This is a genomic window from Xanthomonas sp. LF06-19 (genome assembly GCF_034105425.1).
Lineage (GTDB): Bacteria > Pseudomonadota > Gammaproteobacteria > Xanthomonadales > Xanthomonadaceae > Xanthomonas_A > Xanthomonas_A sontii.
On sequence record NZ_JAXGGH010000005.1, the window covers coordinates 194,798 to 218,167 of the forward strand.

The window sequence follows — 23,370 nt, forward strand, 5'->3', positions numbered from 1 at the left end:
GCGACCGACCGCGTCAGCGGCTCGCTTCCAACGGGATTGCGTGGGCGCTCAGCCAGGCGCGCACGTCGTTGCGGACCTGCTGCGCGTTGGCGTTGAGCAGCCGCTCGGGCGTGTTGAAGAAGTACGCCTGGAAGGTCTTGCCCTGGGCGTTGCGCAGGCTCGGATCGACCCCGGCCTGCAGCAGCTTGGGCACCCACGGGTTGCCGGCGCTGCTCTGCGCGGCCAGGTGCAGCAACGAGTTGCCTGTGGCGTCGACCCGCTTCGGGTCGGCGCCGGCCTTGAGCAGAAGTTCGATCTGCGCGTCGCGCTTGCTCTGCACGGCGCGGAACAGCGGCGTCCAGTTCGCACGCGCGCTCACCGGGTCGACCGGGGCGCCGTGCTGCAGCAGGATCTCCAGGTATTGCGGATCCTTGGCCATGGCGGCCATGTGCACTACGGTTTCCTGATCCATGCCCGGCAGCGACGGGTCGGCACCGGCGTCGAGCAGCGCCGCCAGCGCGCGCGGCTGTTCGTTCCAGATGGCCCATTCGAGCAGGGTGACGTTCTGGTCGCCGTGCGCGGACAGGTCCGTGCTGGGCGCCAGGGCGGCGATGCGGGCGACGTCGCCGCGCGCGATGGCGGCGGCGATGTCGGCGAGTGCGGGGTCGCGGAACGCGACCGAATGATCCTGCAGCGAGGCTGACATGGCGGAATGCTCCTTGGCGCCGGACTGTGCGGCGCAACTGACCGAGAAGAACAGCGAGGTCGCGAGTGCGATCAGGGCGGGGACGGGCGTACGCATGCAAGGCTCCTTTCCTGTTCGCGGTCCTGGGATGACGGCGCACGTCCTGGCGCCGTTGCCGATGCTAGCAGCGGATCGCAGTGGTGTTGTGCCAGTTTTGTGACGCGGTCTGCGAATCTCTGGTGGCGTCCCGCCAGGCGGTCCATCGTTTAACCGGAAACAAACGCTTGGCGGCCGGGGATATCGCCGAGATGCAATTGCTGCCGCGAGCGGGCAGGGCGGACAGGCAGCGCCGCAGGCGCATGCAGCGCGTGCGCATGGGATCGGCCGCGCTGCCGCGACTGCAGGCGCCGCACAGGCGAGGGACATGTGCGCAGCGGCATAATGGACGTTTTCCCAAAGGAGCGCGCGATGACGGCGACCCCCTTCGACCTGTTGATCAGCGATTGCGACGGCGTGCTCGTCGACAGCGAAGTGCTGGCCGACCGGGTGATGCTCGACGCGCTGGGCGCCTATGTGCCGCGGGCCGAACTGGAACGCTTTCTCGCGGGCAGCTTCGGCCTCACCGCACAGGAAATCGTGCAGCGCGTGCAACGGCAGTACGCGCTGGCGCTGCCGCCGGGTCTGTGCGAGGAGATCCGCACACGCTCGGAGGCGCTGATTGCCGCCGAGGTGCAGCCGATCGACGGCGTGCGCGAGGCCTTGCTGGCGTTGCCGCTGCCGCTGGCGGTCGCCTCCAACAGCATGCGCGAGAGCGTGGTCGCCTCGGTGGCGCGCGCCGGCCTGCATGAGCGTGTCGGCGAACGCATCTTCAGCGCCGACATGGTGGCGCGGCCCAAGCCCGCGCCGGACGTGTATCTGCTGGCGGCGCGCACGCTGGAGGTGGCGCCGGAACGCTGCCTGGTGATCGAGGACAGCGCCACCGGTGCCAGCGCCGCGCTGGCCGCGGGCATGACCGTGATCGGCTTTACCGGCGCCGCGCACATTCCCGCCGGGCACGCCGCGACCCTGCGCCAGCTCGGCGTGGCCGCGGTGATGGAACACATGCGCGAACTGCCGCAGACCTATGCGGAACTGGTGCGCGCCGCGGCGGCATGAAGAGCTGGGATTGGGGAATCGGGATTCGGGAATGGGAGCGGCGCCGCGAGTGCATGGCATCCGCGTGCTTCTCCGTAAAAGCGGCTTTAGCCGCGATGCCTTGTCGGTAATGCGTCGCGGCTGAAGCCGTTCCTACAACAGCCAAGCGGCGATGCTCATTGCAAGCATCGCCGCACTTTCATCACGATCACCGCCGCGTTCGCCGAATGCCTTCAGGCGCCCACCACCAATCCCCAATCCCGACTCCCCAATCCCCGCCTTTCAACAACAGCGAAACCCGCTCTTGCCGCCGTACCGCGCCTCCTGGCGCTCGCGGAAGAAGGTCTTGTAGTCCATCGGCTCGCGGTCCGGATGCTTTTCCAGCATGTGCCGCACGTAGTTGTCGTAGTCGGGAATGCCGCAGCACAGCCGCGCGGTCTGCACCAGGCGCCGCCATAGCCGGCGGTGCGCCTGGTACTGCCCGACCGGAACCAGGGCGCCGGCCATTACAGGTCCGCCATCTGGTGCGGCTGCAGGGCCACGTACGCGGTCTCGCGGTCGCTGCGCTGCGGGTTGCGGCGCGCGGCAAGAATGGTCTTCACCGCATAGATCAGCACCGCGAACACCACGCACAGGAACAGCACGGTCAGCCCGGTGTTGACGTAGGCATTGGTGACGATCTGCTGCATCTGCGCCACCGACTTGGCCGGTGCGGTGATGGTGCCGCTGGCGATGGCGTCCTGGAACTTGTGCGCCTGCGCCATGAAACCCTGCGACGGGTTGCGGTCGAAGATCTTGATCAGGCCGGCGTAGGTGGTGCAGATCAGCAGCCATACCGCCGGCACTGCGGTCACCCAGGCGTAGCGGTCGCGCTTCATCTTGAACAGCACCACCGTGCCCAGCATCAGCGCGATGCCGGCCAGCATCTGGTTGGAGATGCCGAACAGCGGCCACAGCGTCTGGATGCCGCCGAACGGATCGACCACGCCGGTGTACAGCAGGTAGCCCCACAGCGCCACGCAGCCGGCGGTGCCGATGATGTTGGCGGTCCACGACTCGGTCTTCTTCAACGCCGGGATGAAGTTGCCGAGCAGGTCCTGCAGCATGAAGCGGCCGGCGCGGGTTCCGGCGTCCACCGCGGTGAGGATGAACAGCGCCTCGAACAGGATCGCGAAGTGGTACCAGAAGGCCATCATCGCATCGCTGCTGTTGGGAATGGCCTGGTGCAGGATCTGCGCGATGCCCACCGCCAGCGTCGGCGCGCCGCCGGCGCGATGCAGGATGGTGGGTTCGCCGATCGCCGCCGCGGTGGCGGTCAGTTGCTCCGGGGTGATGGCGAAGCCCCAAGTGGTGCTGATGTGGTGCGCGGCGGCGGCGACGTCGGCGCCGATCACCGCCGCCGGGCTGTTCATCGCGAAGTACACGCCCGGGTCGATGATCGAGGCCGCCACCAGCGCCATCACTGCCACGAACGATTCCATCAGCATGCCGCCGTAGCCGATGTAGCGCATGTGCGACTCGTTGGCGAGCAGCTTGGGCGTGGTGCCCGAGGAGATCAGCGCGTGGAAGCCGGAGACCGCGCCGCAGGCGATGGTGATGAACAGGAACGGGAACAGGCCGCCCTTCCACACCGGGCCGTCGCCGCTGGCGGCGAACTGCGTGAGCGCCGGCATCTTCAGCTCCGGCATCACCACCAGGATGCCGATCGCCAGGGCGATGATGGTGCCGATCTTGAGGAAGGTGGACAGGTAGTCGCGCGGTGCCAGCAGCAGCCACACCGGCAGCACCGAGGCGACGAAGCCGTAGCCGATCAGCATCCAAGTGATCTGCGTTCCGGTGAAGGTGAAGGCCGGGCCCCAGGTGGGATCGGCGGCGACCTTGCCGCCGAACCAGATCGCCGCCAGCAGCAGGATCAGCCCGACCACCGAGATCTCGCCGATCTTGCCGGGGCGGATGTAGCGCATGTACACGCCCATCAGGATCGCGATGGGCATGGTCGCGATCACCGTGAACATGCCCCAGGGGCTTTCCGCCAGCGCCTTGACCACCACCATCGCCAGCACCGCCAGGATGATGATCATGATCAGGAAGGCGCCGAACAGGGCGATGGTGCCGGGCACCTGACCCATTTCCTCGCGTACCAGGTCGCCGAGCGAGCGGCCGTTGCGGCGGCTGGAGAGGAACAGCACCATGAAGTCCTGCACCGCGCCGGCCACCACCACGCCGACCACCAGCCACAGCAGGCCGGGCAGGTAGCCCATCTGCGCGGCCAGCACCGGCCCGACCAGCGGTCCGGCGCCGGCGATGGCGGCGAAGTGGTGGCCGAACAGCACGTGCTTGTTGGTCGGCACGTAGTCCAGGCCGTCGTTGTTGAGCACCGCCGGCGTGGCCCGGGTGGGATCGAGCTGCATCACCTTGTCGGCGATGAACAGGCTGTAGAAGCGGTAGGCGATCAGGTAGATCGACACCGCGGCCACCACGATCCACAGCGCATTGATGTGTTCGCCGCGGCGCAGCGCGATGGTGCCGAGGCAGAACGCCGCCAGGATGGCGAGTGCGGCCCAGGCCAGCTTGGAAAACCCTTTCATGCAGAACGCTCCCCCGGAGATTGCCGCAAGGGTCGCCCCGATGGCCTGGGGGGTCAATGGCGGGGAGGGCCGAGGGGCTAGTACTTTGGTCGTAGACAGTCCTTGTGACGAACGGTGTGGCGGGGACGGACGGCGCAGCGCGCGAGCCCCTCTCCCCCCGGGAGAGGGGTTGGGATGAGGGTACGGGTGCGAAGCCCTCGCGAAGCCAGCCTGCGCACGAGGCTGCGCCCGTACCCTCATCCGCCCCTACGGGGCACCTTCTCCCGGTGGGAGAAGGGAGAGGCGCGAGCCCCTCTCCCCCCGGGAGAGGGGTTGGGGTGAGGGTACGGGGCGAAGCCCTCGCGAAGCCAGCCTGCGCACGAGGCTGCGCCGGTACCCTCATCCGCCCCTTCGGGGCACCTTCTCCCGGGGGGGGAAGGGAACCAGTCGCCGCAGACGATGGAACGATGGGTTGCGCCGGTCGCGGTTGGCCGCGGTGGCGGCGGCACCCACAGTAGGGAGCTCATCAGGAGATCGTCCGCCATGACCGCTTCCACTACCGTCGCCCCCGCGCGCATCCTGCGTGCCATTCGCGGCCACGCCACCGCCGACGGCGATGGGGTCAAGCTGACCCGCGTCATCGGCGGCGGTGCGCTGCCCGAACTGGATCCGTTCCTGCTGCTCGACGAGTTCGGCACCGACCGGGCCGAGGACTACATCGGGGGCTTCCCGAGCCATCCGCACCGTGGCTTCGAGACCGTCACCTACATGCTCGACGGGCGCATGCGGCACAAGGACAACCATGGCAACGAGGGCCTGCTGACCCCGGGCAGCGTGCAGTGGATGACCGCCGGCCGCGGCCTGGTGCATTCGGAGATGCCGGAGCAGGAGCACGGGCGCATGCGCGGCTTCCAGCTGTGGGTGAACCTGCCGGCGCGCGACAAGATGACCGCGCCGCGCTACCAGGAATTCGCGCCCGAGCGCATCCCGGTGGCGCAGCCGGCGCCGGGGGTGACGGTCAAGGTGATCGCCGGCCAGGTCGGCGAGGTGCACGGCCCGATCGCGCAGCCGGCCACCGACCCGCTGTATCTGGACATCGCGCTGGACGCCGGCACGCGCTGGGCGTTCGAGCTGCCGTCCGGACACAACGCCTTCGCCTACATGTTCGAGGGCGAGGCGGCACTGGGCGAGGGCGAGGCGGCGCGCGTGCTGCCGGCGCAGACGCTGGCGGTGCTCGGCGGCGGCGACCTGCTGCAGGTGCAGGCCGGCACGCAGGGCGCGCGGCTGATCCTGGTTGCCGGACGGCCGTTGCGCGAGCCGGTCGCGCGGCATGGGCCGTTCGTGATGAACACGCGCCAGGAACTGATGCAGGCCTTCGTGGATTTCCAGGAAGGGCGCTTCTGAGGGCGCGTTTCGCGCCGCATGTGGTGCGAGGGTTTGTTTCCTCGTAGGAGTGGCTTCAGCCGCGACAGGCATTCCCAATAACGCCGTCGCGGCTGAAGCCGCTGCTACGAGAGACCGCAGTGCATGGCGCAGTGCGCCGCCTCAGCGCTCCAGCGCCAGGCTCGACTGGCGCATGTCCAGCCCCTGCACCAGCGACTGCAGGGTCTGCAGTTCCTGGGTGTCGGCGGCGTCGATCCACACCTGGGCGAACTGGCCCTTTTTCAGCTCCGCGACCGCGATCCGGCGCGAGGCCAGGCCCGGCAGGTCGGCACCGCCGAGGTCCGGCCGGTACCAGTACACCTGCTCGCCGGCGATGGCGCCCTTTTCCTCGCGCAGCGTGCGCTGCAGCGGAATGTTCGGGTCGCGCGCGGTGAGCATCATGCCCAGCACCTGACGTCCGTCGGCGTCGCTGGCGCGGCAGACGATGAAGCCCTTGTCGCTGCGTTCGCTCCATTGCAGTTTGCTCTGCGGCGGCAGCGGTGGGCAGTTCTGTGCCTGCTGCGCGGTGGCGGCAGCGGCGGGCAACGCCGCCGCAGCGGTCAGCAGCGCCTTGCGCAAGAGTGTCTTCATTCGCGATGTTCCCCATACGCCGCGATGCGACGCGTTCGATCCATACGCACGCCTGTGGCGTCGTCTGCGGGAGCGCCCATCCTGTGCGGGATCCCGGCAGTGCATCCCCCGACGCAGTGCGTGTCCCGTGTGCGGTCACGCGTGCGCGGCCGCGTCTGCACCATAGCCCAGCATGGCCGCGCTGACAATTGGGATGCGGATTCCGGAACATCCGTACGCGTGGTACGGCATGCCGGCACCCGCCCGGCTGCGCCGATCAGGCGGTTGCGGGCGCGGATCGCGGCGGGACGAGGGCGGTGGCGCTTCGCGTGTGGGGGGGCGGTGGCCCGATGCAGGCCTGCCGCCGGCTCAGCGGCCGGGTTCGGGCAACGGGATGAATTCCTGGTCGTCGCCGGGAATCGTCCCGAAGCGGCCCTCGCGCCAATCCTGCTTGGCCTGCTCGATGCGTTCCACCGAACTGGAGACGAAGTTCCACCAGAGGTGGCGCGGGCCATCCAGCGGTTCCCCGCCCATCAGCATGGCCTTCAGCGGGGTTTTTGCGCGCAACCGCCCGCGCGCGCCGGGCTCGGGCAGGACCAGGTGCCGCGCCGGAATGTCCACGCCGTCCAGTTGCGCCTCGCCTTCCAGGATGTACAGCGAGCGCTCGACGTGCCGCGCGTCCAGGTCGATTTCGGCGTCCGCCTCCAGGTCCAGGGCCACGTTGAGGGTGTCGGCGAACACCTTGACCGGCGATTCCTCGCCGTAGGCGCGGCCGGCGATCACCCGCAGCCACGCGCCGTCGCGGCGCTGCTGCGGCAGGCTGGCCGCGGCATGGTGGTAGAACGCCGGTGCGGTTTCTTCCGCCGATTTCGGCAGCGCCACCCAGGTCTGCATGCCGTGCAGCGGATGTGCATGCTCACGCAGCGTGGTCGGTGTGCGTTCGGAGTGGGAGATGCCGCGGCCGGCGGTCATCCAGTTGACGTCGCCGGCGCGGATCACCTGGTCGGAGCCGAGCGAATCGCGGTGGCCGATCTCGCCGGACCACAGGAAGGTGACCGTGGCCAGGCCGATGTGCGGATGCGGGCGCACGTCCACGCCGTGGCCCGGCTCGAACACCGCCGGGCCCATGTGGTCGATGAAGACGAAGGGGCCGACGCTGCGCGCCTGCACGCTGGGGACGGCGCGGCGCACTTCGAAGCCGCCGATATCGTGGACGCGGGGGGCGATCAGGGTGGGCATGCCGGCGCTCGTGGTGGCAGGAACGGAGCGCAAGCTTCGCATGCGAACGCGTGGCACGGACGCCGGCGGCGCAAGACGCAATGTTCCGCGTGCCGCGGCGCCTGGTGTGCGCCTCTCTTGCGCAGGTGATGCGCGTTCGCAGGTGCGCATCGCGACACGACGCAGGCGACAGGCGACTGCGTGGATCCACGCCCCCGGGCGGGGGCGACCGATCGACGACGCCGGTGGGGACAACGCCATGTGGTTTCAATCCAACGCGTCCGCTTCGGACGCGACACGACAGTGCGGATGCGGCGATTCTGCCTTCGCAGTCGCGCCAGCGGATGCCGAGGCTACAGCAAGCCCGGCTGGGCGATCGCCACCTCGCCGCGGCGCGATGCCAGCCGATCGGCCAGCCGGGTCGGTTCCGGCAGGCGGTAGCCGCGCAGATAGCGCTGGGTCCACTGCAGCGCGCTGTCCACCGCCACACGATGGCCGGGCGAGACGATCAGCGGATTGCAGCGCAGCTTGCTGCGCAGCGCCCAGCCCACCACCTCGCCGCGATGCACGATGGGGCTGTGGTCGCCGGCCTGCGCGCCGGGCTCCTCGAAGCGGCCGGCCAGCAAGGTCTTGGCCACGCCGATGCTGGGCAGCCCGGTGACCACGCCGAAGTGCGCGGCGATGCCGAGCCGGCGCGGATGGGCGATGCCCTGGCCGTCGACGAACACCAGGTCCGGGCGCTGCCGCAGCAGACCCAGCGCAGCCAGCAAGGCCGGCAGTTCGCGGAAGCTGAGCAGGCCGGGCACGTAGGCCATCGAGGTGGGCACGCGGGCGATCTCGGCCTGGTGCGGCTGCAGGGTCTGCGCGTCGAGCAGTACCGCGGCGGCGCGGGTGACCTGGCCGTCGTCCTCGAAGCCGACGTCGAAGCCGGCCAGCCAGCGCGGCGGGTCGGGCACCTCGTCCTGCAGGCTGACCTGGCGCGCCAGCGTCGCCTGCAGCGCGCGCGCCTGCACGATGCTGCCGTCCCAGTCGCCGAATACGGAGTGCGAAGAAGTGTCCATGCGCCGATGATCGCGCCGCCTTCTTGGCTGGGGTGTGCAGGGGCTGGGAATCGGGAATGGGGAATGGGGAATCGCAACGGCTTTGTTCTCCAGCAAGCCGGACAGCCAAGCGCCGCCTGCTGGTCAGAGCCGCGCGGGAACCGCTTCAACGATTCCCCATTCCCGATTCCCCATTCCCAGCCAAGAGCTACAATCCAGGGCCGCACGACCCACGCATCCCCCAACGGAGACCGTCGCAGTGACCCGCAAACTCGTACTGTTGCGCCATGGCCAGAGCCAGTGGAACCTGGATAACCGCTTCACCGGCTGGGTCGACGTCGACCTGACCGAGCAGGGCCGCCAGGAAGCCGTGGCCGCCGGCCGGCTGATGCGCGAGGAGGGGCTGCAGTTCGACGTCGCCCATACCTCGGTGCTCAAGCGCGCCATCCACACTTTGCAGGGCGCGCTGAAGGAACTCGACCAGGACTGGCTGCCGGTGCACAAGAGCTGGCGTCTCAACGAACGCCACTATGGCGGCCTGCAGGGCCTGGACAAGGCCGAGACCGCGGCCAAGCACGGCGAGGACCAGGTCAAGATCTGGCGCCGCTCCTACGACATCCCGCCGCCGCCGATGGACGCCGAGGATCCGGGCCATCCGCTGCACGACCGCCGCTATGCCACCCTGGACCGCAACGCGCTGCCGGCCACCGAATCGCTGGCGACCACGCTCGAGCGCGTGCTGCCGTACTGGCACGACGCCATCGCGCCGCAGCTCAAGGCCGGGCAGACCGTGCTGGTCACCGCCCATGGCAACTCGCTGCGCGCGCTGTACAAGTACTTGAACGACGTCTCGCGCGAAGAAATTCTCGAACTCAACATTCCCACCGGCATCCCGCTGCTGTTCGAACTGGACGACAGCCTGCAGGTGCAGTCCTACCGCTACCTGGGCGACCCGGAAGCGGCCAAGAAGGCCGCCGAAGCGGTGGCCAATCAGGGCAAGGCGAAGTAAGCACCAGGATCGGCACGCGGCCGGCAGGAGAACGCGATGGGTGGATTCAGTATCTGGCATTGGCTCATCCTGCTGGTCTTGCTCGCCTTGCCGCTGCTGGTCGGCATGGTGGTGTGGCTGGCGATCCGCGCCCAGCGGCGCCGGCCGGCCGCGGCGGCGCCGCCGTTGCCTCCCGTCGACTCGGTCGAGCAGCGCCTGCGCGCGCTGGAGCAACTGAAGGCGCAGGGATTGATCGATGCGGCGGAGTACACGCGCCGGCGCGAGCAGATCCTGGCCGCGTTGTGAGTGTGTGACGCCTCGGCAGGCGCCGCGTTCTTGCGGCCTGCCAAGCGAAAGTGCGGTGTCGACGCCGCGCCGCGTGTTGCATGCAGCGCGCGTTGCCGCAGCTGCGCGGCAACGGCGTAACCCCGGACTGCCCTTACCAGACGCAACTGGTGAGCAGCAGCCCGGGCTGCACGTCCACCCAGCGCAGACGGTGCGCTTGTCCGGCCGGCAAGGCCGGCGCCAGCGGCGTGGCGATCCGCGTCTCCACGCTGCCGCTGGCCGGGTCGCAGCCTTCGATGCGCAAGGCGTCGAAATCGAAGAAGCGGCCGACGGTCGCCGCGGTGGCCTTGTAGAAACTCTCTTTCGCCGAGAAGCCCAGGGTCAGCGCATACGGCCAGCCGCAGACGCGGGCGAGCGCAGCCAATGCGTCACAGTCGCTGGCGTTCAGGGCCATGCTGCGGATCGCCTCGAGCTGGTCCGCCGCCACCACACGTTCGATATCCAGGCCGATGCCGTTGGCTCCGGCGGACGTCGGCATGGCGATGGCGACCGCCACGCCGTCGGTATGCGAGAGGCTGCCGAGGAAACCCTCTGGCCAGAGCGGCGCGCGGTCGGGGCCGATCGGAAGGTCGGTGGCCGTGCTGCCGGCCGCCCGCAGCGCGGCGAGCGCCGCGCGCCGTCCGGCCAGGTACTCGGCCTGGCGCTTGCGCACGCTGCGCGCGATCGACGGCGGCTGCTGCACGCGGTGGCGCTGGAAATCGTCGCTGTCGAAGGCATCGACCTCGAACGGCAGCAGCCAGGCGTCCGGCACGGCGATGCGATGCGCGCCGAGAGCGAGGCGGGCGAACGGCGGGGCGGCGAGGGCCAGGGCATTCATGGCCCTAGCTTAGAGCGTGCGCTGGCCGTGCGGCGCGTGTGGGGCGCAGGCAGGCATCGCTGTGGTGACCTGTTTCCGCAAGGATTCATCCGAATGCAGCTTGTCCGGCAGGAACGGCGCTTGTCCCCTTCTGCGGGATCAGCCGCGACCGGCGTTCCCGGTAACGCCGGTCGCGGCTGAAGCCGCTCTTACAGCAGACGTTCCGCAGCGTTGCCTTCAGCCGTCGCTGGCGTCCACCCACACCCGCATTTCGCCCTCGCCGCGATTGGCCCAGGCGAAGTAGGGCACGAAGGTCAGGGGCTGCGGCTGCCGCGTCGGCGGCGGCGCATCGTAGCGGTACAGCGGTGCGGCCGCGGCGTCGACGTCGCCATGCAGGCGTTCGCCGGTGGCTTGCAGCAGCACCTGGCCGGCGAGCGCGCCGGTGCCGGGTACGGCCTGCAGCGTGGCGTTGGCCGGCAGGCGCAGCTGATGCAGGTCGGCGCCGTTGTCGGCCTGCTCCAGGCAGTACACCAGCGGCCCGCGTTGCACCGCGACTTTGCCGGCCAGGTGGCGCACGCGCGGGTGCCCGCTGACCCGCATCGGCGGCATCGGCAGGCGCAGCTGCAAGGTGTCGCCGGACTGCCAGCGCCGGTGCAGCACGCAGTAGCCGTGCTGGCGGTGCGCGTCGATCGCCACCGGCTCGCCGTTGAGCCGCAACTGCGGCGCCTGGCACCAGTCCGGCAGGCGCAGCGCCAGCGCCGCCTCCACCGGGGCGCTGCACTCCACCTCGAAGGCGATCGTGTCCTGCCACGGATATTCGCCGCGCTGGCGCAGGGTCAGGGTTTGCCCGCCGACCTCGAGCCGCGCATCGCTGCCGACGTAGAGGTTCACGTACAGCGTGTCGTCGCGGCGAGTGTAGAGGTAGTGGCCGAGCGAGGTCAGCACGCGGGCGATGTTGGGCGGGCAGCAGGCGCAGCCGAACCAGCGCTGGCGCACGGGCTTCACATGATCGAAGGTGTGGTTGCCGTGCACCGTGGGCGGGTGCACTTCCAGCGGGTTGACGTAGAAGAAGTGGCGCCCGTCCAGGGCCATGCCCCCCAGCACGGTGTTGTACAGCGCCCGCTCCATCACGTCGGCGTAGCGGCCATCCGGCGCCAGCTGCAGCATGCGGTTGGCGAACATCATCAGCCCGATCGAGGCGCAGCTCTCGTTGTAGGCGGTGTCGTTGGGCAGGTCGTAGTCGACGCTGAAGGCTTCGCCGTAGCTCTGCGCACCGATCGCGCCGGTCAGGTACATCTGTCGCTGGGTGGCGTTGTCCCACAGGCGCTCGCAGGCCGCGCGCAGGGTGGCGTCGCCGCTGTGCCGGGCCAGGTGCGCCACGCCGGCGTACAGGTACACGAAGCGCACCGCATGGCCGACCGCGGTGTCCTGCAGCGCCACCGGCAGATGCGCCTGGCTGTAGGCCTTGTCCTGGATCATCCAGGCCGGGCCGTGCCCGCCCCAGAAGAAAGTCTGGCCGCGCTTGGCGTACTCCTCGTCGTAGTAGTGCGGCGCGGTGCCGCGTTGTTCGACGAAGTAGCGCGCCAGTGCCAGGTAGCGCGCCTCGCCCGTGGCCTCGTACAGGCGCATCAGTGCCAGTTCGATCTCCGGATGCCCGGGGTAGCCGTGCAACTGCGTGGGGCCGGGGCCGAAGGTGGCGTCGATGTGGTCGGCGAGCCGGCACACGATGTCGAGCAGGGTGCGTTTGCCGGTGGCCTGGAAGTAGGCCACGCCGGCCTCGATCATGTGCCCGGCGCAGTACAGCTCGTGGCACTCGGCCAGGTTGGTCCAGCGTTCCTGCGGCGCCTTCACCGTGAAGTAGGTGTTGAGGTAGCCGTCGGCCTGCTGCGCAGCCCCGATCAGCTCGATGGTGGCGTCGGCATCGCGCTCCAGCGCCGGATCGGGATGCTGTGCGAGCAGGTAGGCCACCGCTTCCAGCCATTTGGCCACGTCGCTGTCCTGGAACACCATGCCGTAGAACGCGCCGTCGCTGCGGCCGGCGGCGATGCGGAAGTTCTCGATGGCATGGCTGGGTTCGGCATCGGCGACGTTGTCGTTGAGCGCGTCCCACTGGTAGGGCAGCACCACCTCCTGCACCAGGCGCTGGTAGCGCTGCCAGAACGGATCGGCGATACGCAGGTGGGCGAGCGGCAGTTCCGGGGACGGCACGGGCGAATGCGGCATGGAGCGGAGATCCTGGAGAGTGGGGAAGGTCAGTGCACCGGGCGTGCGGCCAGATCGGCGGCGATATTCGCCAGCAGCGGCCGGCGCAGCCGGCAGCGCAGGATCACCGCGGCCAGCAGCAGGTGCAGGCCGGCGGGGACCAGGGTTTCCAGCAGGGTGATGGCCTGCAGCGAGGCGGGACTCTGCCGCGCGGCGCCGGCGCGGTAGCCGGCGTAGACGAACAGCGCGCTGATCACCACCGCGCTCGAGGCCCAGGCCAGCTTGATGCAGAACAGGTTGAAGGCGAAGTTGATGCCCGAGGAACGCACCCGGTTCTTCCAGGCGCCGTAGTCGTCGGCGAAGGCCATCAGCGAGAAGTGCAGCGGCAGCGCGAAGCCCAGCACCAGGCAGTGCACGAAGATCACCCCCAGCCACAGCGTCTGCTGCGCCGGTCCGGTCGGCAGCCACCACTGCGCCACGCCGAACACGGCCAGCACCAGGTTGGTGTGCAGGTACAGCGCCAGCGGATCGAAGCGGCGGCACAGCGCGTTGACCACGATCGCGCCGAGTACCGTGGCCAGCGCCACCATCGCGAAGAACAGCGAGGCGTAGCCGCTGCTGCCGCCGAGCACGTAGGTGATGAAGTACAGATAGGCGCCGCCGCGGATGTTGTAGACGTTGATCAGCAGGAACGACATCAGCAGCACCAGCCGCAACTGGTCGTTCTGCAGCAGGCCACGCAGATGTGCGCCGATGCCGGCGCCGCCGAGCAGGCTGACCGGCACGCGTTCGCGCACGGCGAAGAAGCAGCACAGGAACATCGCCACCGCCAGCACCGCCATCACGCCCACGCCGAGCTGGTAGCCGCGCGCGGCGTCGCCGTTGCCCAGTTCCCGCACCAGCCACGGCAGCCCGACCGACACCAGGAAGCCGGCGATGCCGCACAGCACGAAGCGCCAGGATTGCGCCGAGACCACGTCGCGGTGGTCGCCGGTCATGCTGTTGATCAGCGCGCAGTAGGGCACGTTGATCGCGGTGTAGCACAGCGACAGCAGGAAGTAGCTGGCGAAGGCGTAGGCGATCTTGGCGCCGGCGCTCAGCTGCGGCGCGCTGAAGGTCAGCACGCAGGCGATGCCGATCGGCACGGCGACCCACAGTTGCCAGGCGCGGAACCGGCCCCAGCGGCTGCGGGTGCGATCTGCGATCAGGCCCATCACCGGATCGGACACCGCGTCGGCCACGCGCAGCACGGTGAACAGGGTGCCGACCAGCGCCGGGGTCAGGCCGAACACGTCGGTGTAGAAGAAGGTGAGGAAGTTGGCGATCAGGCAGGTGACCACCGTGCCGCCGGCATCGCCGAGGCCGTAGCCGAACTTCTCCAGACGCGACAGACGCGGCGTGGTCGCGGCCGGTGCGGCGTCTGCGGTGGCGTGGCCGATGGCGGTCGCGGTCAACGTAACGGCTCCTGGCGCGCCCGGTCCGGCGCCAGCGCAAAGTGGCATGGCGGCGCACCCGCGACAAGAGTCTGTGCGGTATAAAACCGGTACGATTCCGACCACGGCGGCCGCGGCGTCCTTGCGCGGCATCGTTCATTCGAATGCTGCAGTGCAGCGTCGCGCAGGCAAGGGGAGACGTTTCCGACATGCTCGAATTCGCCGTCGCCTATCCGATCCGGGTCCAGAACGGAGGACTGTTCATTTCCCGCGGCGTGGGTGCGCATCCGGCGCGGGTGATCCAGTCCTACGAGCTGATCTTCGTCGAGCGCGGCATCCTCTCGATTCGCGAACAGGACAACGACTTCCACGTCGGCCCCGGCGAGACGCTGTTGCTGTGGCCCGGCCGCGCGCACGCCGGCCTGGGCCAGTTCCCGGACGACCTGCGGTTCTATTGGGTGCATTTCGAACTGGAACCGGGCGCGGCGCAGGCGGACAACGCGGTGGCGCTGTCGATGCCGCAGCGCACTGCGATCCGCGATCCGGATCGCTTCGTCGGCCTGTTCCGCTGGTTCCTGGCCGAGCAGGAGGAACGGCGCACGCTGCCGATGCTGGAACCGATCGTGCTGTCGATGCTGCAATGCGTGGCCGGCGCCTGGCCGGATCCGCACGATTCCGAACGCGCCGGGGTGGCGCTGGCGTACCGTGCCAAGCAACTGATCGGCACCCAGTTCCACACCGCGCTCACCGCCTCGTCGCTGGCCGCGCAACTGCACTGCAATCCGGATTATCTGGGCCGCATCTACCGGCGCAGCTTCGGCACCACGCTGACCGAGGCGATCCACCGCCAGCGCATCGCCTTCGCCGAGAAGCTGCTGCTGGTGAACACCTGCGCGGTGGACGACGTGGCGCAGCGCGCCGGCTTCAGCGACAGCGGCTACTTCCGCCGCGTGTTCCGCCAGCGCCTGGGCATGACCCCCAGTGCGTATCGGCGGCTGTACTGCAAGGAGCACATCAATTCGGGTTGAGTGGGGCTTGCGGGCGCATGTGCGTCGCCGCTTGCCGCGAACCTGCTTGCGCCGCTGCGCGCTGCAAGGTGTGTGGCAGGGACAGGGCTTGGCTGCCCGCGTTTGCAGGAGCGGCTTCAGCCGCGACCGACATTCATGGGAATGCTTCGTCGCAGCTGAAGCGGCTCCTGCGGCAGGGTGGTGCGGCGGCCGGCTGGGCTAGCTCAGCTGCTGGCCGATCTCGCGCGCCATCGCGTTGAGCGGCAGGATCTTCTCCGCGCCGCCGCGCTTGATCGCTTCCTTGGGCATGCCGAACACCACGCTGCTCTGTTCGTCCTGGGCCACGGTGCGTGCGCCTGCCTGGCGCATTTCCAGCAGGCCGACCGCGCCGTCGTCGCCCATGCCGGTCATGATGATGCCCAGCGCGTTGCCGCCGGCGGCGCGCGCGGCGGAGCGGAACAGCACGTCCACCGACGGCCGGTGCCGGTTCACCGGCGGCCCGTCCAGCACTTCGACGAAGTACTGCGCGCCGCTGCGCCGCAGCAGCATGTGCTTGCCGCCCGGCGCGATCAGCGCGCGTCCCGGCACCACGCGGTCGTTGTTGGCCGCTTCCTTCACCGAGATCTGGCACAGCGTATCCAGGCGTGCGGCGAAGGCGGCGGTGAACTTTTCCGGCATGTGCTGGACGATGACGATGCCGGGGCTGACCCGCGGCAGCGCGGTCAGCACTTCCTCCAGCGCCTGGGTGCCGCCGGTGGAGGTGCCGATCGCCACCACCCGTTCGGTGGTCTGCGACAGCGCGCGGCCGCCCTGTGCGGGCAGGATCACGTCGGCGGTGTGCTTGATCTCCGGCTCCGCCGGCGCCACGGCCGGCCGCGCCGACAGGCGCTTGACGTTGGCGCGCGCCGCGCTCTTCACCGTGGCGATCATTTCCTCGGCCGAGTCGGTGAGGAATTGCTTCAGGCCGAGCTTGGGCTTGGTCACCACCGCCACCGCGCCGGCGGCCAGCGCGTCCATGGTCACCCGCGCGCCCTTCTCGGTGAGCGTGGAGCAGATCACCACCGGAGTGGGGCGTTCGCTCATGATCTTGCGCAGGAAGGTGATGCCGTCCATCTTCGGCATCTCCACGTCCAGCACGATCACGTCCGGCCACTGCTGGCGCATCTTGTCCATCGCCAGCAGCGGGTCGGCCGCGGCGGCGATGACCTCGATGCCGGGCGCGTCGTTGAGCACGGCGACCAGCACCTGGCGCACCACCGCCGAATCGTCGATCACCATGGCCTTGATCGTGGTCATGCGGGGTTCCCTCCTGGGACGTCGTGGTTCATGGCTTGCGGTACACCGACGGCGCGATCTGCACCACGTCGCCGTTGACGTCGTTGAGGCTTTCGGAGTGGCCGATGCAGAAGATGCCGCCGCGCTTGAGCGTGCCGAGCACCCGCGCCACCACTTCGCGCTTGGTCTGGCCGTTGAAGTAGATCATCACGTTGCGCAGGAACACCACGTCGAACTGGCCCAGGTTGGGTAGCGTCGCGTTGAGGTTGGCGTGCAGGAAGCGCACATGGTCGCGGATCTTGCGGTCGATCAGCATGCTGCCCTCGTACTCGCCGCGGCCCTTGAGGCAGTAGCGCTTGAGCATGGCCGGCGGCATGTGCTCGATGCGCAGCAGCGGATAATGGCCGGTCCGCGCCTTGGCCAGCACGCGCGTGCTGATGTCGGTGCCGACCACCTCGTAGGGGCGGCCCTGCAGGGTATCGTCCAGCACCATGGCCATGCTGTAGGCCTCCTCGCCGCTGGAACTGGCCGCGCTCCAGCAACGGAACGGCGTACCGCCGGTGTGCGCGGCGGCGATGCTGCGCAGCAGGTCGAAGTGCTTGGGTTCGCGGAAGAAATAGGTTTCGTTGGTGGTCAGCAGGTCGATCGCGGTCTGCACCTCGCCGCTGCCCTCGCGGCTTTCCAGCAGCTTGAGGTACTGGGTGTAGGTCTGCAGCGAATGCGCCTTCAGGCGCTTGCCCAAGCGTCCGCACAGCATGGCCTTCTTGGCCGGCGAGATGGTGATGCCGGCGGCGTCGAAGATGAAGCGCTGGAACCGGCCGAATTCCTGCTCGGTGATGGTGTCGTGGCTGGTCATGGTCATGGCCGGTCGGTCAGTGGGGAGGGGCGGGAGCGGGGACGCTGGCGTTGCCGGTGGGGCCGTGTTCCCGCAGCAGGCGCTGGTGCTCCAGCAGCCAGGCGTGCAGCGCGCCGCCCCCCAACGGGCGCGCCAGCAGGTAGCCCTGGCCGAAGTCGCAGCCCAGCTCCTGCAGCAGGGTCCAGTCCTCCACCGTTTCGATGCCCTCGGCGACGGTGCTCAGGCCCAGCCGCTGGGCCATGCCCAGCGCCGATTCGAGGACCGTGCGCAGGTTGCGGCTGCGGTGCGCGTCGTGGACGAAGATGCGGTCGATCTTCAGTTCGGTGAAGGGGATGCGGGTGAGCTGCTGCAGCGAGGAGAAGCCGGTGCCGTAGTCGTCCAGCGACAGGCCGAAGCCCTGCAGCCGCAGCCGTGCCAGCATGCCCAGTGCGCTGCCGCAGACCAGCGAGCTTTCGGTGATTTCCAGCACCAGGTCCGACGGCGCCAGCCCATGCTGGCGCAGCAGCCCGAGTAGTTCGTCGAGCAGGTTCGGGTCCTGCAGCATGCTCGGCGACAGGTTCAACGCCAGGGTCAGCTGGAACCCGTCCTGTTTCCACGCCGCCAGCCGTGCCATCGCCTGGTCGGCGACGCAGGCGGTGAGCGCATGGATCAGGCCTTCGCGCTCGGCCACGGCGATGAAGCGGTCCGGCGCGATCGGCCCGGCGCTGGGATGGCGCCAGCGCGCCAGCGCTTCCACGCCGCCGACCCGGCCGCTGCGCATGTCCACCTTGGGCTGATAGGCCACCTCGATCTCGCCGCGTTGCAGTGCCTCGCGCAGCATCGCCGCCATGGTCGCCTCGCCGGGCGCCTCGGCGTCGTCACGTGGTGCCGGTGCGCTCGGCGCGTGGGCGCGCACCGCGGCCGCGAGCTGGGCGGCGCGCAGCGGCTTCTCCAGTCCCGCCAGCACCTGCAGGCCGTTGCTGCGCCCGACCTGCAGCACCGAGTCGATCAGGGCCGCGCCGCGCTGCGAGGCGACCACGATCGGCACGCGCACGCTGCAGCGGGCCAGTGCGTCGAGCAATTGCACGCCGTCCATGCCGGGCATTTCCAGATCCACGATCAACAGCCCCAGCGGCGGCCCCTGGGTTACCCGTGCCAGCGCGGCATGGCCGTCGGCCGCGCCTTCCACCGCCACCGCCCCCATGCGCTGGCACAGGGCCAGCGCATGTTCGCGCTGGACCTGGCTGTCGTCGACCACCAGGACCGTGCCGAAGTGGTGCAGGGCGGCGGTGTCGGGGGACGTGGGCATGCGAAATCCGTCTCGAGGAAAGGGCGGGGCGCTAAGTGGCAACGGCCGCTCAGGCGGCGATGCCTTCTTCCAGGTGGGCGTCGAGCGCGGTCATGCTGGCGAACTCCTGGGGCGCCAGCACCGCATCGGCGGCGAGCAGGATCACGAAGCGCTCGCCGACCTTGCCCATGCCGTGGATGAAATCGCGGCGGATGCCGGTCCCGAAGGCCGGCGGCGGCGCGATGTCGGCGGTGGCGATCTCCAGCACCTCGCTGACCGCGTCCACCAGCAGGCCCAGCACCTGGCGTTCCTCGCCGCTGGCCACCTCGATGATGACGATGCAGGTGCGCTTGCTGATCTCGCTGGGCGCGCGGCCGAAGCGTTGCTGCAGGTCCACCACCGGCACCACGGCGCCACGCAGGTTGATCACCCCGCGCAACGCGGGCGGCATCATCGGCACGTCGGTCGGCGTGCGGTACTCGATGATCTCCTTGATGCCGAGGATGCCGACGCCGAACATTTCCTTGCCGAGCAGGAAGGTCAGGAACTGGTCCGTGGCCAGGTCGCCGGCGTCGGAGGGTGAGAGCGAAGCGGGAGCGTTCATGGCCATGTCTCAGAAGGTTTCGAAGTGGGCTTCGTCGAGCGAATCCGCCAGGACCAGCTGGCCGTTGGCGACGCGCGCGATCGGCTTGGGACCGGCCTGCCCGTTGCGGCCGCGCCCGGCGCCGGGACGTCGCGCCGCGGTCCTGGCCGGCGGGGCGCCCTGCACCTTGAAGAAGCTCATCAGCTGCTGCAGCTGTTCGGCCTGCGCGCTCATCTCCTCGGCCGTGGCGGCCAGCTCCTCGGAGTTGGAGGCGGCCTGCTGGGTGGTCTGGTTGAGTTGGCCGACCGCGGCATTGATCTGACCGACGCCGGAGGTCTGCTCCTCGGAGGCGGCGGTGATCTCTTGCACCAGGTCGGAGGTGCGCTTGATCGACGGCACCATCTCGTCCAGCAGCTTGCCGGCGTTCTCGGCCAGTTCCACGCTGGAGCTGGCGACGTCGCCGATCTCCTGCGCCGCGATCTGGCTGCGTTCGGCCAGCTTGCGCACTTCCGCGGCGACCACCGCAAAGCCCTTGCCGTGCTCGCCGGCGCGCGCGGCCTCGATCGCCGCGTTCAGCGCCAGCAGGTTGGTCTGGTAGGCGATGTCGTCGATGATGCCGATCTTCTGCGCGATCTGCTTCATCGCCTGCACGGTCGCCCGCACCGATTCGCCGCCGTCCAGCGCCTGGCTGGAGGCCTTGCTGGCCATGCCGTCGGTGATCTTGGCGTTCTCGGTGTTCTGCGAGATCGAGGCGGTCATCTGCTCCAGCGAGGCGCTGGTCTCTTCCACGCCGGCGGCCTGTTCGCTGGCCGCCTGGCTCAGCGACTGCGCGGTGGCGCTGACCTCTTCCGACGCGCTGGCCAGCGATTCGGCATTGCCGTTGACCTCGCTGACCACCTGCGACAGGCGCGCGATGGTGTCGTTGATGTAGTTCTTCATTTCGGCGTAGGCGCCGTCGTAGTGCTTGTCGATGCTCTGGGTCAGGTCGCCCTCGGCCAGGCCGCCCATCACCCGCACCACGTCCTGGATGCTGCCGCCGGTCGTGGTCGCCAGATCGTTCAGGCCCTGGCCCATCTCACGCTGGAACCCGGCCAGGCCATCCAACGCGATCCGCTCGGAGAAGTCGCCGCGGTTGGCGGCCGCGACCACACGGCGCTGGCCGTCGATCACCAGCTTCAGCCGCTCGACCATGGTTCGCATCGCATACAGCGCGCTGCCGCTGTCGTTGGCGCGCACCGCCACCTCCAGGTTGAGGTCGCCCTGCGCCACCTTGTTGGCGATCTCGGCCACATAGGCCGGCTCGCCGCCCAGCAGGCGGGTGAGGATGCGCACGATGAAGAACGCCACGACCGCGCCCAGCAGCACCGCCGCCACGATGGTCGCGATGATCAGCGAGCGCGCGGACGCATAGAGTTCGTCGCCGCGGTCGCTGGCATCCTGGCCGCCCTTGACGTTCAGGTCCACCAGCTTGTCGATCGCGTCGGCGGTGCTGCGGAAGATCTGCCGCTGCTCGCCGTTCAGTGCGGTCATCGCCTCCTGCGTTTTTCCCTGCGCCGCCAGCGCCAGCAACTGCTTGTGCAGCTCCGTGTAGCGATCGAAGTTCTTGGCGAAATCCGCGTACAGCGCCTGCTCCTCGGGCGAGGAGATCAGCGGGACATAGGTCTTCCTGTTGTTCTCGAACGCCTCCAGTGTCTTGAGCATGCGCGTGTCGTAATCCTGCATCTCGGCTGGACTGGTGGCGACGACCCGCTGCAACTCGAGCAGACGCAGCTTGTTGAAGTTCGCGCTCATCTCCTCGACGTTGCGCACGCTGGGCATCCAGTTGGTGGCGAGCTCCGTGGACGAGCCGTTGATCCTGGCCATCTGCATCGTGGCGAAAATGCCGGTCCCCAACAGCAGCAGCAACACTAGGCCGAAGCCGATGCCGATGCGCGTGCCGATCTTCATGTGCTGGAACATCGTTATCCCCCTGGATGTGATGTCGTGAAAGTGGATGTCAGAACGTATCGAAATGGGCTTCGTCCGGCCCCGACACCAGTGCCAGGCCGACCTCGCCGAACCCACGCTTGCGCGCCGGCGCCGCCCTGCGGGACGGACCGGCGGTGACTGCCTTCGGACGCCGCGGCGCCACGACCTGGTTGGTACGGAAGAAACTCATCAACTGCTGCAACTGCTCGGCCTGCCCGCTCATTTCCTCGGCCGTGGCGGCCAGCTCCTCGGAGTTGGCCGCGGCCTGCTGGGTGGTCTGGTTGAGCTGGCCGACCGCGGCGTTGATCTGGCCGACGCCGGAGGTCTGTTCCTCGGAGGCGGCGGTGATCTCCTGCACCAGGTCGGAGGTGCGGCGGATCGACGGCACCATCTGCTCCAGCAGCTTGCCGGCGTTCTCGGCCAGCTCCACGCTGGACTCGGCGACCTGGCCGATTTCCTGCGCGGCCACCTGGCTGCGCTCGGCCAGCTTGCGCACTTCCGCGGCGACCACGGCGAAGCCCTTGCCGTGCTCGCCGGCGCGCGCGGCCTCGATCGCCGCGTTCAGCGCCAGCAGGTTGGTCTGGTAGGCGATGTCGTCGATGATGCCGATCTTCTGCGCGATCTGTTTCATCGCCGCCACCGTCGAGCGCACCGCATCGCCGCCTTCGTTGGCTTCGCGTGCGGCCTTGGCGGCCATGCCGTCGGTGATCTTGGCGTTTTCGGTGTTCTGCGAGATCGACGCGGTCATCTGCTCCAGCGAGGCGCTGGTCTCTTCGACGCCGGCGGCCTGTTCGCTGGCCGCCTGGCTCAGCGACTGCGCCGTGGCGCTGACCTGCTCGGAGGCGCTGGCCAGGGCGTCGGCGTTGATGTTGACCTCGCCGACCACCTGCGCGAGGCGCGCGACGGTGGCATTGATGCTGTCGCACAGTTCCTTCAGCTGGCCCTGGCACTGCACGTCCGCCAGCCGGGTCAGGTCGCCGGCCTCGATCGCCTTGAGCACGGCGCGGGCTTCGTTCAGCGGGCCGATCACCGTGTCCAGGGTCAGGTTGACGCCGTCGACGATGCGGCGGAAGTCGCCATGGTGCAGGCTGCCGTCGGCACGCACGTCCAGACGGCCGGCCGCGGCGGCGTCGACCAGCAGGCTGGTGTCTCGGATCAGCGCGCGCAGGTTGGAACGCACCTGCTCGATCGTGTCGTTGATGAACGCCTTCTTGCCCGGGAGGGCTTCCAACGGCGCGTCGAAGTTGCCGCGGCCGAATTCGGCGATGCAGGCCATCGCCTTCTTCTTGGTGGCGATGTGGTCGCCGACCATGCGGTTGATGCCGTCGGCCATGCTGCGGAAATCGCCTTCGAAACGGTGGCTCTCGATCAGCACGTCGATGTCGCCGGCGTCGTGCTGCGCGGACATGTGCTTCATCTGCGCGATCAGCCCCTGCATGTTGCGCCGCACCTGCTCGATGATCTCGTTGATGAAGACCTTCTTGCCCGGCAGCGTCTCCAGCGGCGCATCGAAATTGCCGCGACCGAACTCGGCGACGCAGGCCAACGCTTTCTTCTTGGTGGCGATGTGATCGCCGACCATGCGGTTGACGCCTTCGGCGATGACCTTGAACTCGCCCTCGAAGCGATGGCTCTCGATCACCACGTCGATGTCGCCGGCATCGTGCTCGCGCGACATGCGCACGATCTCGTCGTTGATCTGACGCATGCCGGTCTGCACCTGGCGCAGTGCCAGCAGCACCTCGCAGGCTTGGTCGTTGCGCACCGTCGGCATCACCACCTCGAAGTTGCCGGTGGCGAAGCGCGCCAGGGTGGTGGTGGCGATCCGCAGCGAGCGGGTGATGGCGTGGACGGTAAAGGCCAGTACCGCGGCGGCGAGCACGGTGGCGCCGATGCCCAGCGCCAGGGTCTGCCCGGCGGGCAGGCCGAGGGCGAACCCGCACACGGCGGCGGCCAATGGCAGCACGATGGCGATGGCCGAGCCGCTCCACAGCTTGGATGACAGCGAAAGGGAGTTGGACATGCCGTGGTACCT

20 protein-coding genes are annotated in these 23,370 nt (G+C 69.0%); 5 read left to right on the top strand and 15 right to left on the bottom strand.

The window, feature by feature from the left end:
• Nucleotides 1-13: 13 nt before the first annotated feature.
• Complete coding sequence (locus SLW55_RS11925; protein WP_193314269.1) at nt 14-781, bottom strand: ankyrin repeat domain-containing protein; 768 nt, start codon at nt 779-781, stop codon at nt 14-16.
• Nucleotides 782-1,132: 351 nt separating this feature from the next.
• Here SLW55_RS11925 and SLW55_RS11930 point away from each other — a divergent pair, with 351 nt between their 5' ends.
• A complete protein-coding gene (locus SLW55_RS11930) occupies nt 1,133-1,819 on the top strand; it encodes an HAD-IA family hydrolase (RefSeq protein ID WP_320745185.1) in 687 nt (228 codons plus the stop codon).
• Nucleotides 1,820-2,080: 261 nt separating this feature from the next.
• Here SLW55_RS11930 and SLW55_RS11935 read toward each other — a convergent pair whose 3' ends face one another.
• Together SLW55_RS11935 and SLW55_RS11940 are read right to left on the bottom strand one after the other, a co-directional pair.
• On the bottom strand, nt 2,081-2,305 hold the full coding sequence (locus SLW55_RS11935; RefSeq protein WP_017909376.1) for a CstA-like transporter-associated (seleno)protein: 225 nt from the start codon (nt 2,303-2,305) through the stop codon (nt 2,081-2,083).
• Nucleotides 2,305-4,386, bottom strand: a complete 2,082-nt coding sequence (locus tag SLW55_RS11940) for a carbon starvation CstA family protein (RefSeq protein WP_153751909.1) — start codon at nt 4,384-4,386, stop codon at nt 2,305-2,307. The genes SLW55_RS11935 and SLW55_RS11940 overlap by 1 nt, the downstream gene beginning before the upstream one ends.
• 522 nt (nt 4,387-4,908) lie before the next feature.
• Between SLW55_RS11940 and SLW55_RS11945 the strand changes: the two genes are divergently transcribed.
• Nucleotides 4,909-5,769: a pirin family protein gene (locus SLW55_RS11945; RefSeq protein ID WP_043095685.1), complete on the top strand. Its 861-nt coding sequence runs from the start codon at nt 4,909-4,911 to the stop codon at nt 5,767-5,769.
• Between the two features lie 141 nt (nt 5,770-5,910).
• Here SLW55_RS11945 and SLW55_RS11950 read toward each other — a convergent pair whose 3' ends face one another.
• The 3 genes from SLW55_RS11950 to nfi all read right to left on the bottom strand — a co-directional run bounded on the left by SLW55_RS11950 (nt 5,911) and on the right by nfi (nt 8,636).
• On the bottom strand, nt 5,911-6,378 hold the full coding sequence (locus SLW55_RS11950; protein WP_017917461.1) for a hypothetical protein: 468 nt from the start codon (nt 6,376-6,378) through the stop codon (nt 5,911-5,913).
• Nucleotides 6,379-6,726: 348 nt separating this feature from the next.
• A complete protein-coding gene (locus tag SLW55_RS11955; RefSeq protein ID WP_267099564.1) occupies nt 6,727-7,596 on the bottom strand; it encodes a pirin family protein in 870 nt (289 codons plus the stop codon).
• A 332-nt stretch (nt 7,597-7,928) separates the two neighbouring features.
• Nucleotides 7,929-8,636, bottom strand: coding sequence for a deoxyribonuclease V (gene nfi, locus SLW55_RS11960; protein WP_017909380.1), 708 nt, complete (start codon nt 8,634-8,636; stop codon nt 7,929-7,931).
• Between the two features lie 238 nt (nt 8,637-8,874).
• On the opposite strand from nfi, the gene gpmA reads away from it, so the two are divergent.
• Complete coding sequence (gene gpmA / locus SLW55_RS11965; protein ID WP_010342084.1) at nt 8,875-9,624, top strand: 2,3-diphosphoglycerate-dependent phosphoglycerate mutase; 750 nt, start codon at nt 8,875-8,877, stop codon at nt 9,622-9,624.
• Nucleotides 9,625-9,660: 36 nt separating this feature from the next.
• Nucleotides 9,661-9,909, top strand: a complete 249-nt coding sequence (locus SLW55_RS11970) for an SHOCT domain-containing protein (protein WP_017909382.1) — start codon at nt 9,661-9,663, stop codon at nt 9,907-9,909.
• Nucleotides 9,910-10,042: 133 nt separating this feature from the next.
• On the opposite strand, the gene SLW55_RS11975 is transcribed toward SLW55_RS11970, so the two are convergent.
• The 3 genes from SLW55_RS11975 to SLW55_RS11985 form a co-directional block, all read right to left on the bottom strand.
• The gene (locus SLW55_RS11975) at nt 10,043-10,765 is read right to left on the bottom strand and encodes a 4'-phosphopantetheinyl transferase superfamily protein (protein ID WP_320745186.1); all 723 of its coding nucleotides are present in this window, start codon (nt 10,763-10,765) and stop codon (nt 10,043-10,045) included.
• Between the two features lie 216 nt (nt 10,766-10,981).
• Nucleotides 10,982-12,967, bottom strand: coding sequence for a beta-L-arabinofuranosidase domain-containing protein (locus tag SLW55_RS11980; protein WP_320745187.1), 1,986 nt, complete (start codon nt 12,965-12,967; stop codon nt 10,982-10,984).
• Between the two features lie 29 nt (nt 12,968-12,996).
• Complete coding sequence (locus SLW55_RS11985) at nt 12,997-14,400, bottom strand: MFS transporter (RefSeq protein WP_320745188.1); 1,404 nt, start codon at nt 14,398-14,400, stop codon at nt 12,997-12,999.
• Nucleotides 14,401-14,588: 188 nt separating this feature from the next.
• Between SLW55_RS11985 and SLW55_RS11990 the strand changes: the two genes are divergently transcribed.
• A complete protein-coding gene (locus tag SLW55_RS11990) occupies nt 14,589-15,407 on the top strand; it encodes an AraC family transcriptional regulator (RefSeq protein WP_017913264.1) in 819 nt (272 codons plus the stop codon).
• Nucleotides 15,408-15,605: 198 nt separating this feature from the next.
• Here the strand turns inward: SLW55_RS11990 and SLW55_RS11995 are convergent, their stop codons facing one another.
• The 6 genes from SLW55_RS11995 to SLW55_RS12020 are packed head-to-tail and all read right to left on the bottom strand — an operon-like array spanning nt 15,606 to nt 23,358.
• A complete protein-coding gene (locus tag SLW55_RS11995; protein ID WP_017909387.1) occupies nt 15,606-16,682 on the bottom strand; it encodes a chemotaxis response regulator protein-glutamate methylesterase in 1,077 nt (358 codons plus the stop codon).
• Between the two features lie 28 nt (nt 16,683-16,710).
• A complete protein-coding gene (locus SLW55_RS12000; RefSeq protein ID WP_267086608.1) occupies nt 16,711-17,517 on the bottom strand; it encodes a CheR family methyltransferase in 807 nt (268 codons plus the stop codon).
• 16 nt (nt 17,518-17,533) lie between these two features.
• Complete coding sequence (locus SLW55_RS12005; protein WP_267099567.1) at nt 17,534-18,805, bottom strand: EAL domain-containing response regulator; 1,272 nt, start codon at nt 18,803-18,805, stop codon at nt 17,534-17,536.
• 49 nt (nt 18,806-18,854) lie between these two features.
• The gene (locus SLW55_RS12010) at nt 18,855-19,388 is read right to left on the bottom strand and encodes a chemotaxis protein CheW (RefSeq protein WP_026143817.1); all 534 of its coding nucleotides are present in this window, start codon (nt 19,386-19,388) and stop codon (nt 18,855-18,857) included.
• Between the two features lie 9 nt (nt 19,389-19,397).
• A complete protein-coding gene (locus SLW55_RS12015) occupies nt 19,398-21,326 on the bottom strand; it encodes a methyl-accepting chemotaxis protein (protein WP_267084776.1) in 1,929 nt (642 codons plus the stop codon).
• 37 nt (nt 21,327-21,363) lie between these two features.
• Nucleotides 21,364-23,358: a methyl-accepting chemotaxis protein gene (locus SLW55_RS12020; RefSeq protein ID WP_267099570.1), complete on the bottom strand. Its 1,995-nt coding sequence runs from the start codon at nt 23,356-23,358 to the stop codon at nt 21,364-21,366.
• Nucleotides 23,359-23,370: the final 12 nt, after the last annotated feature.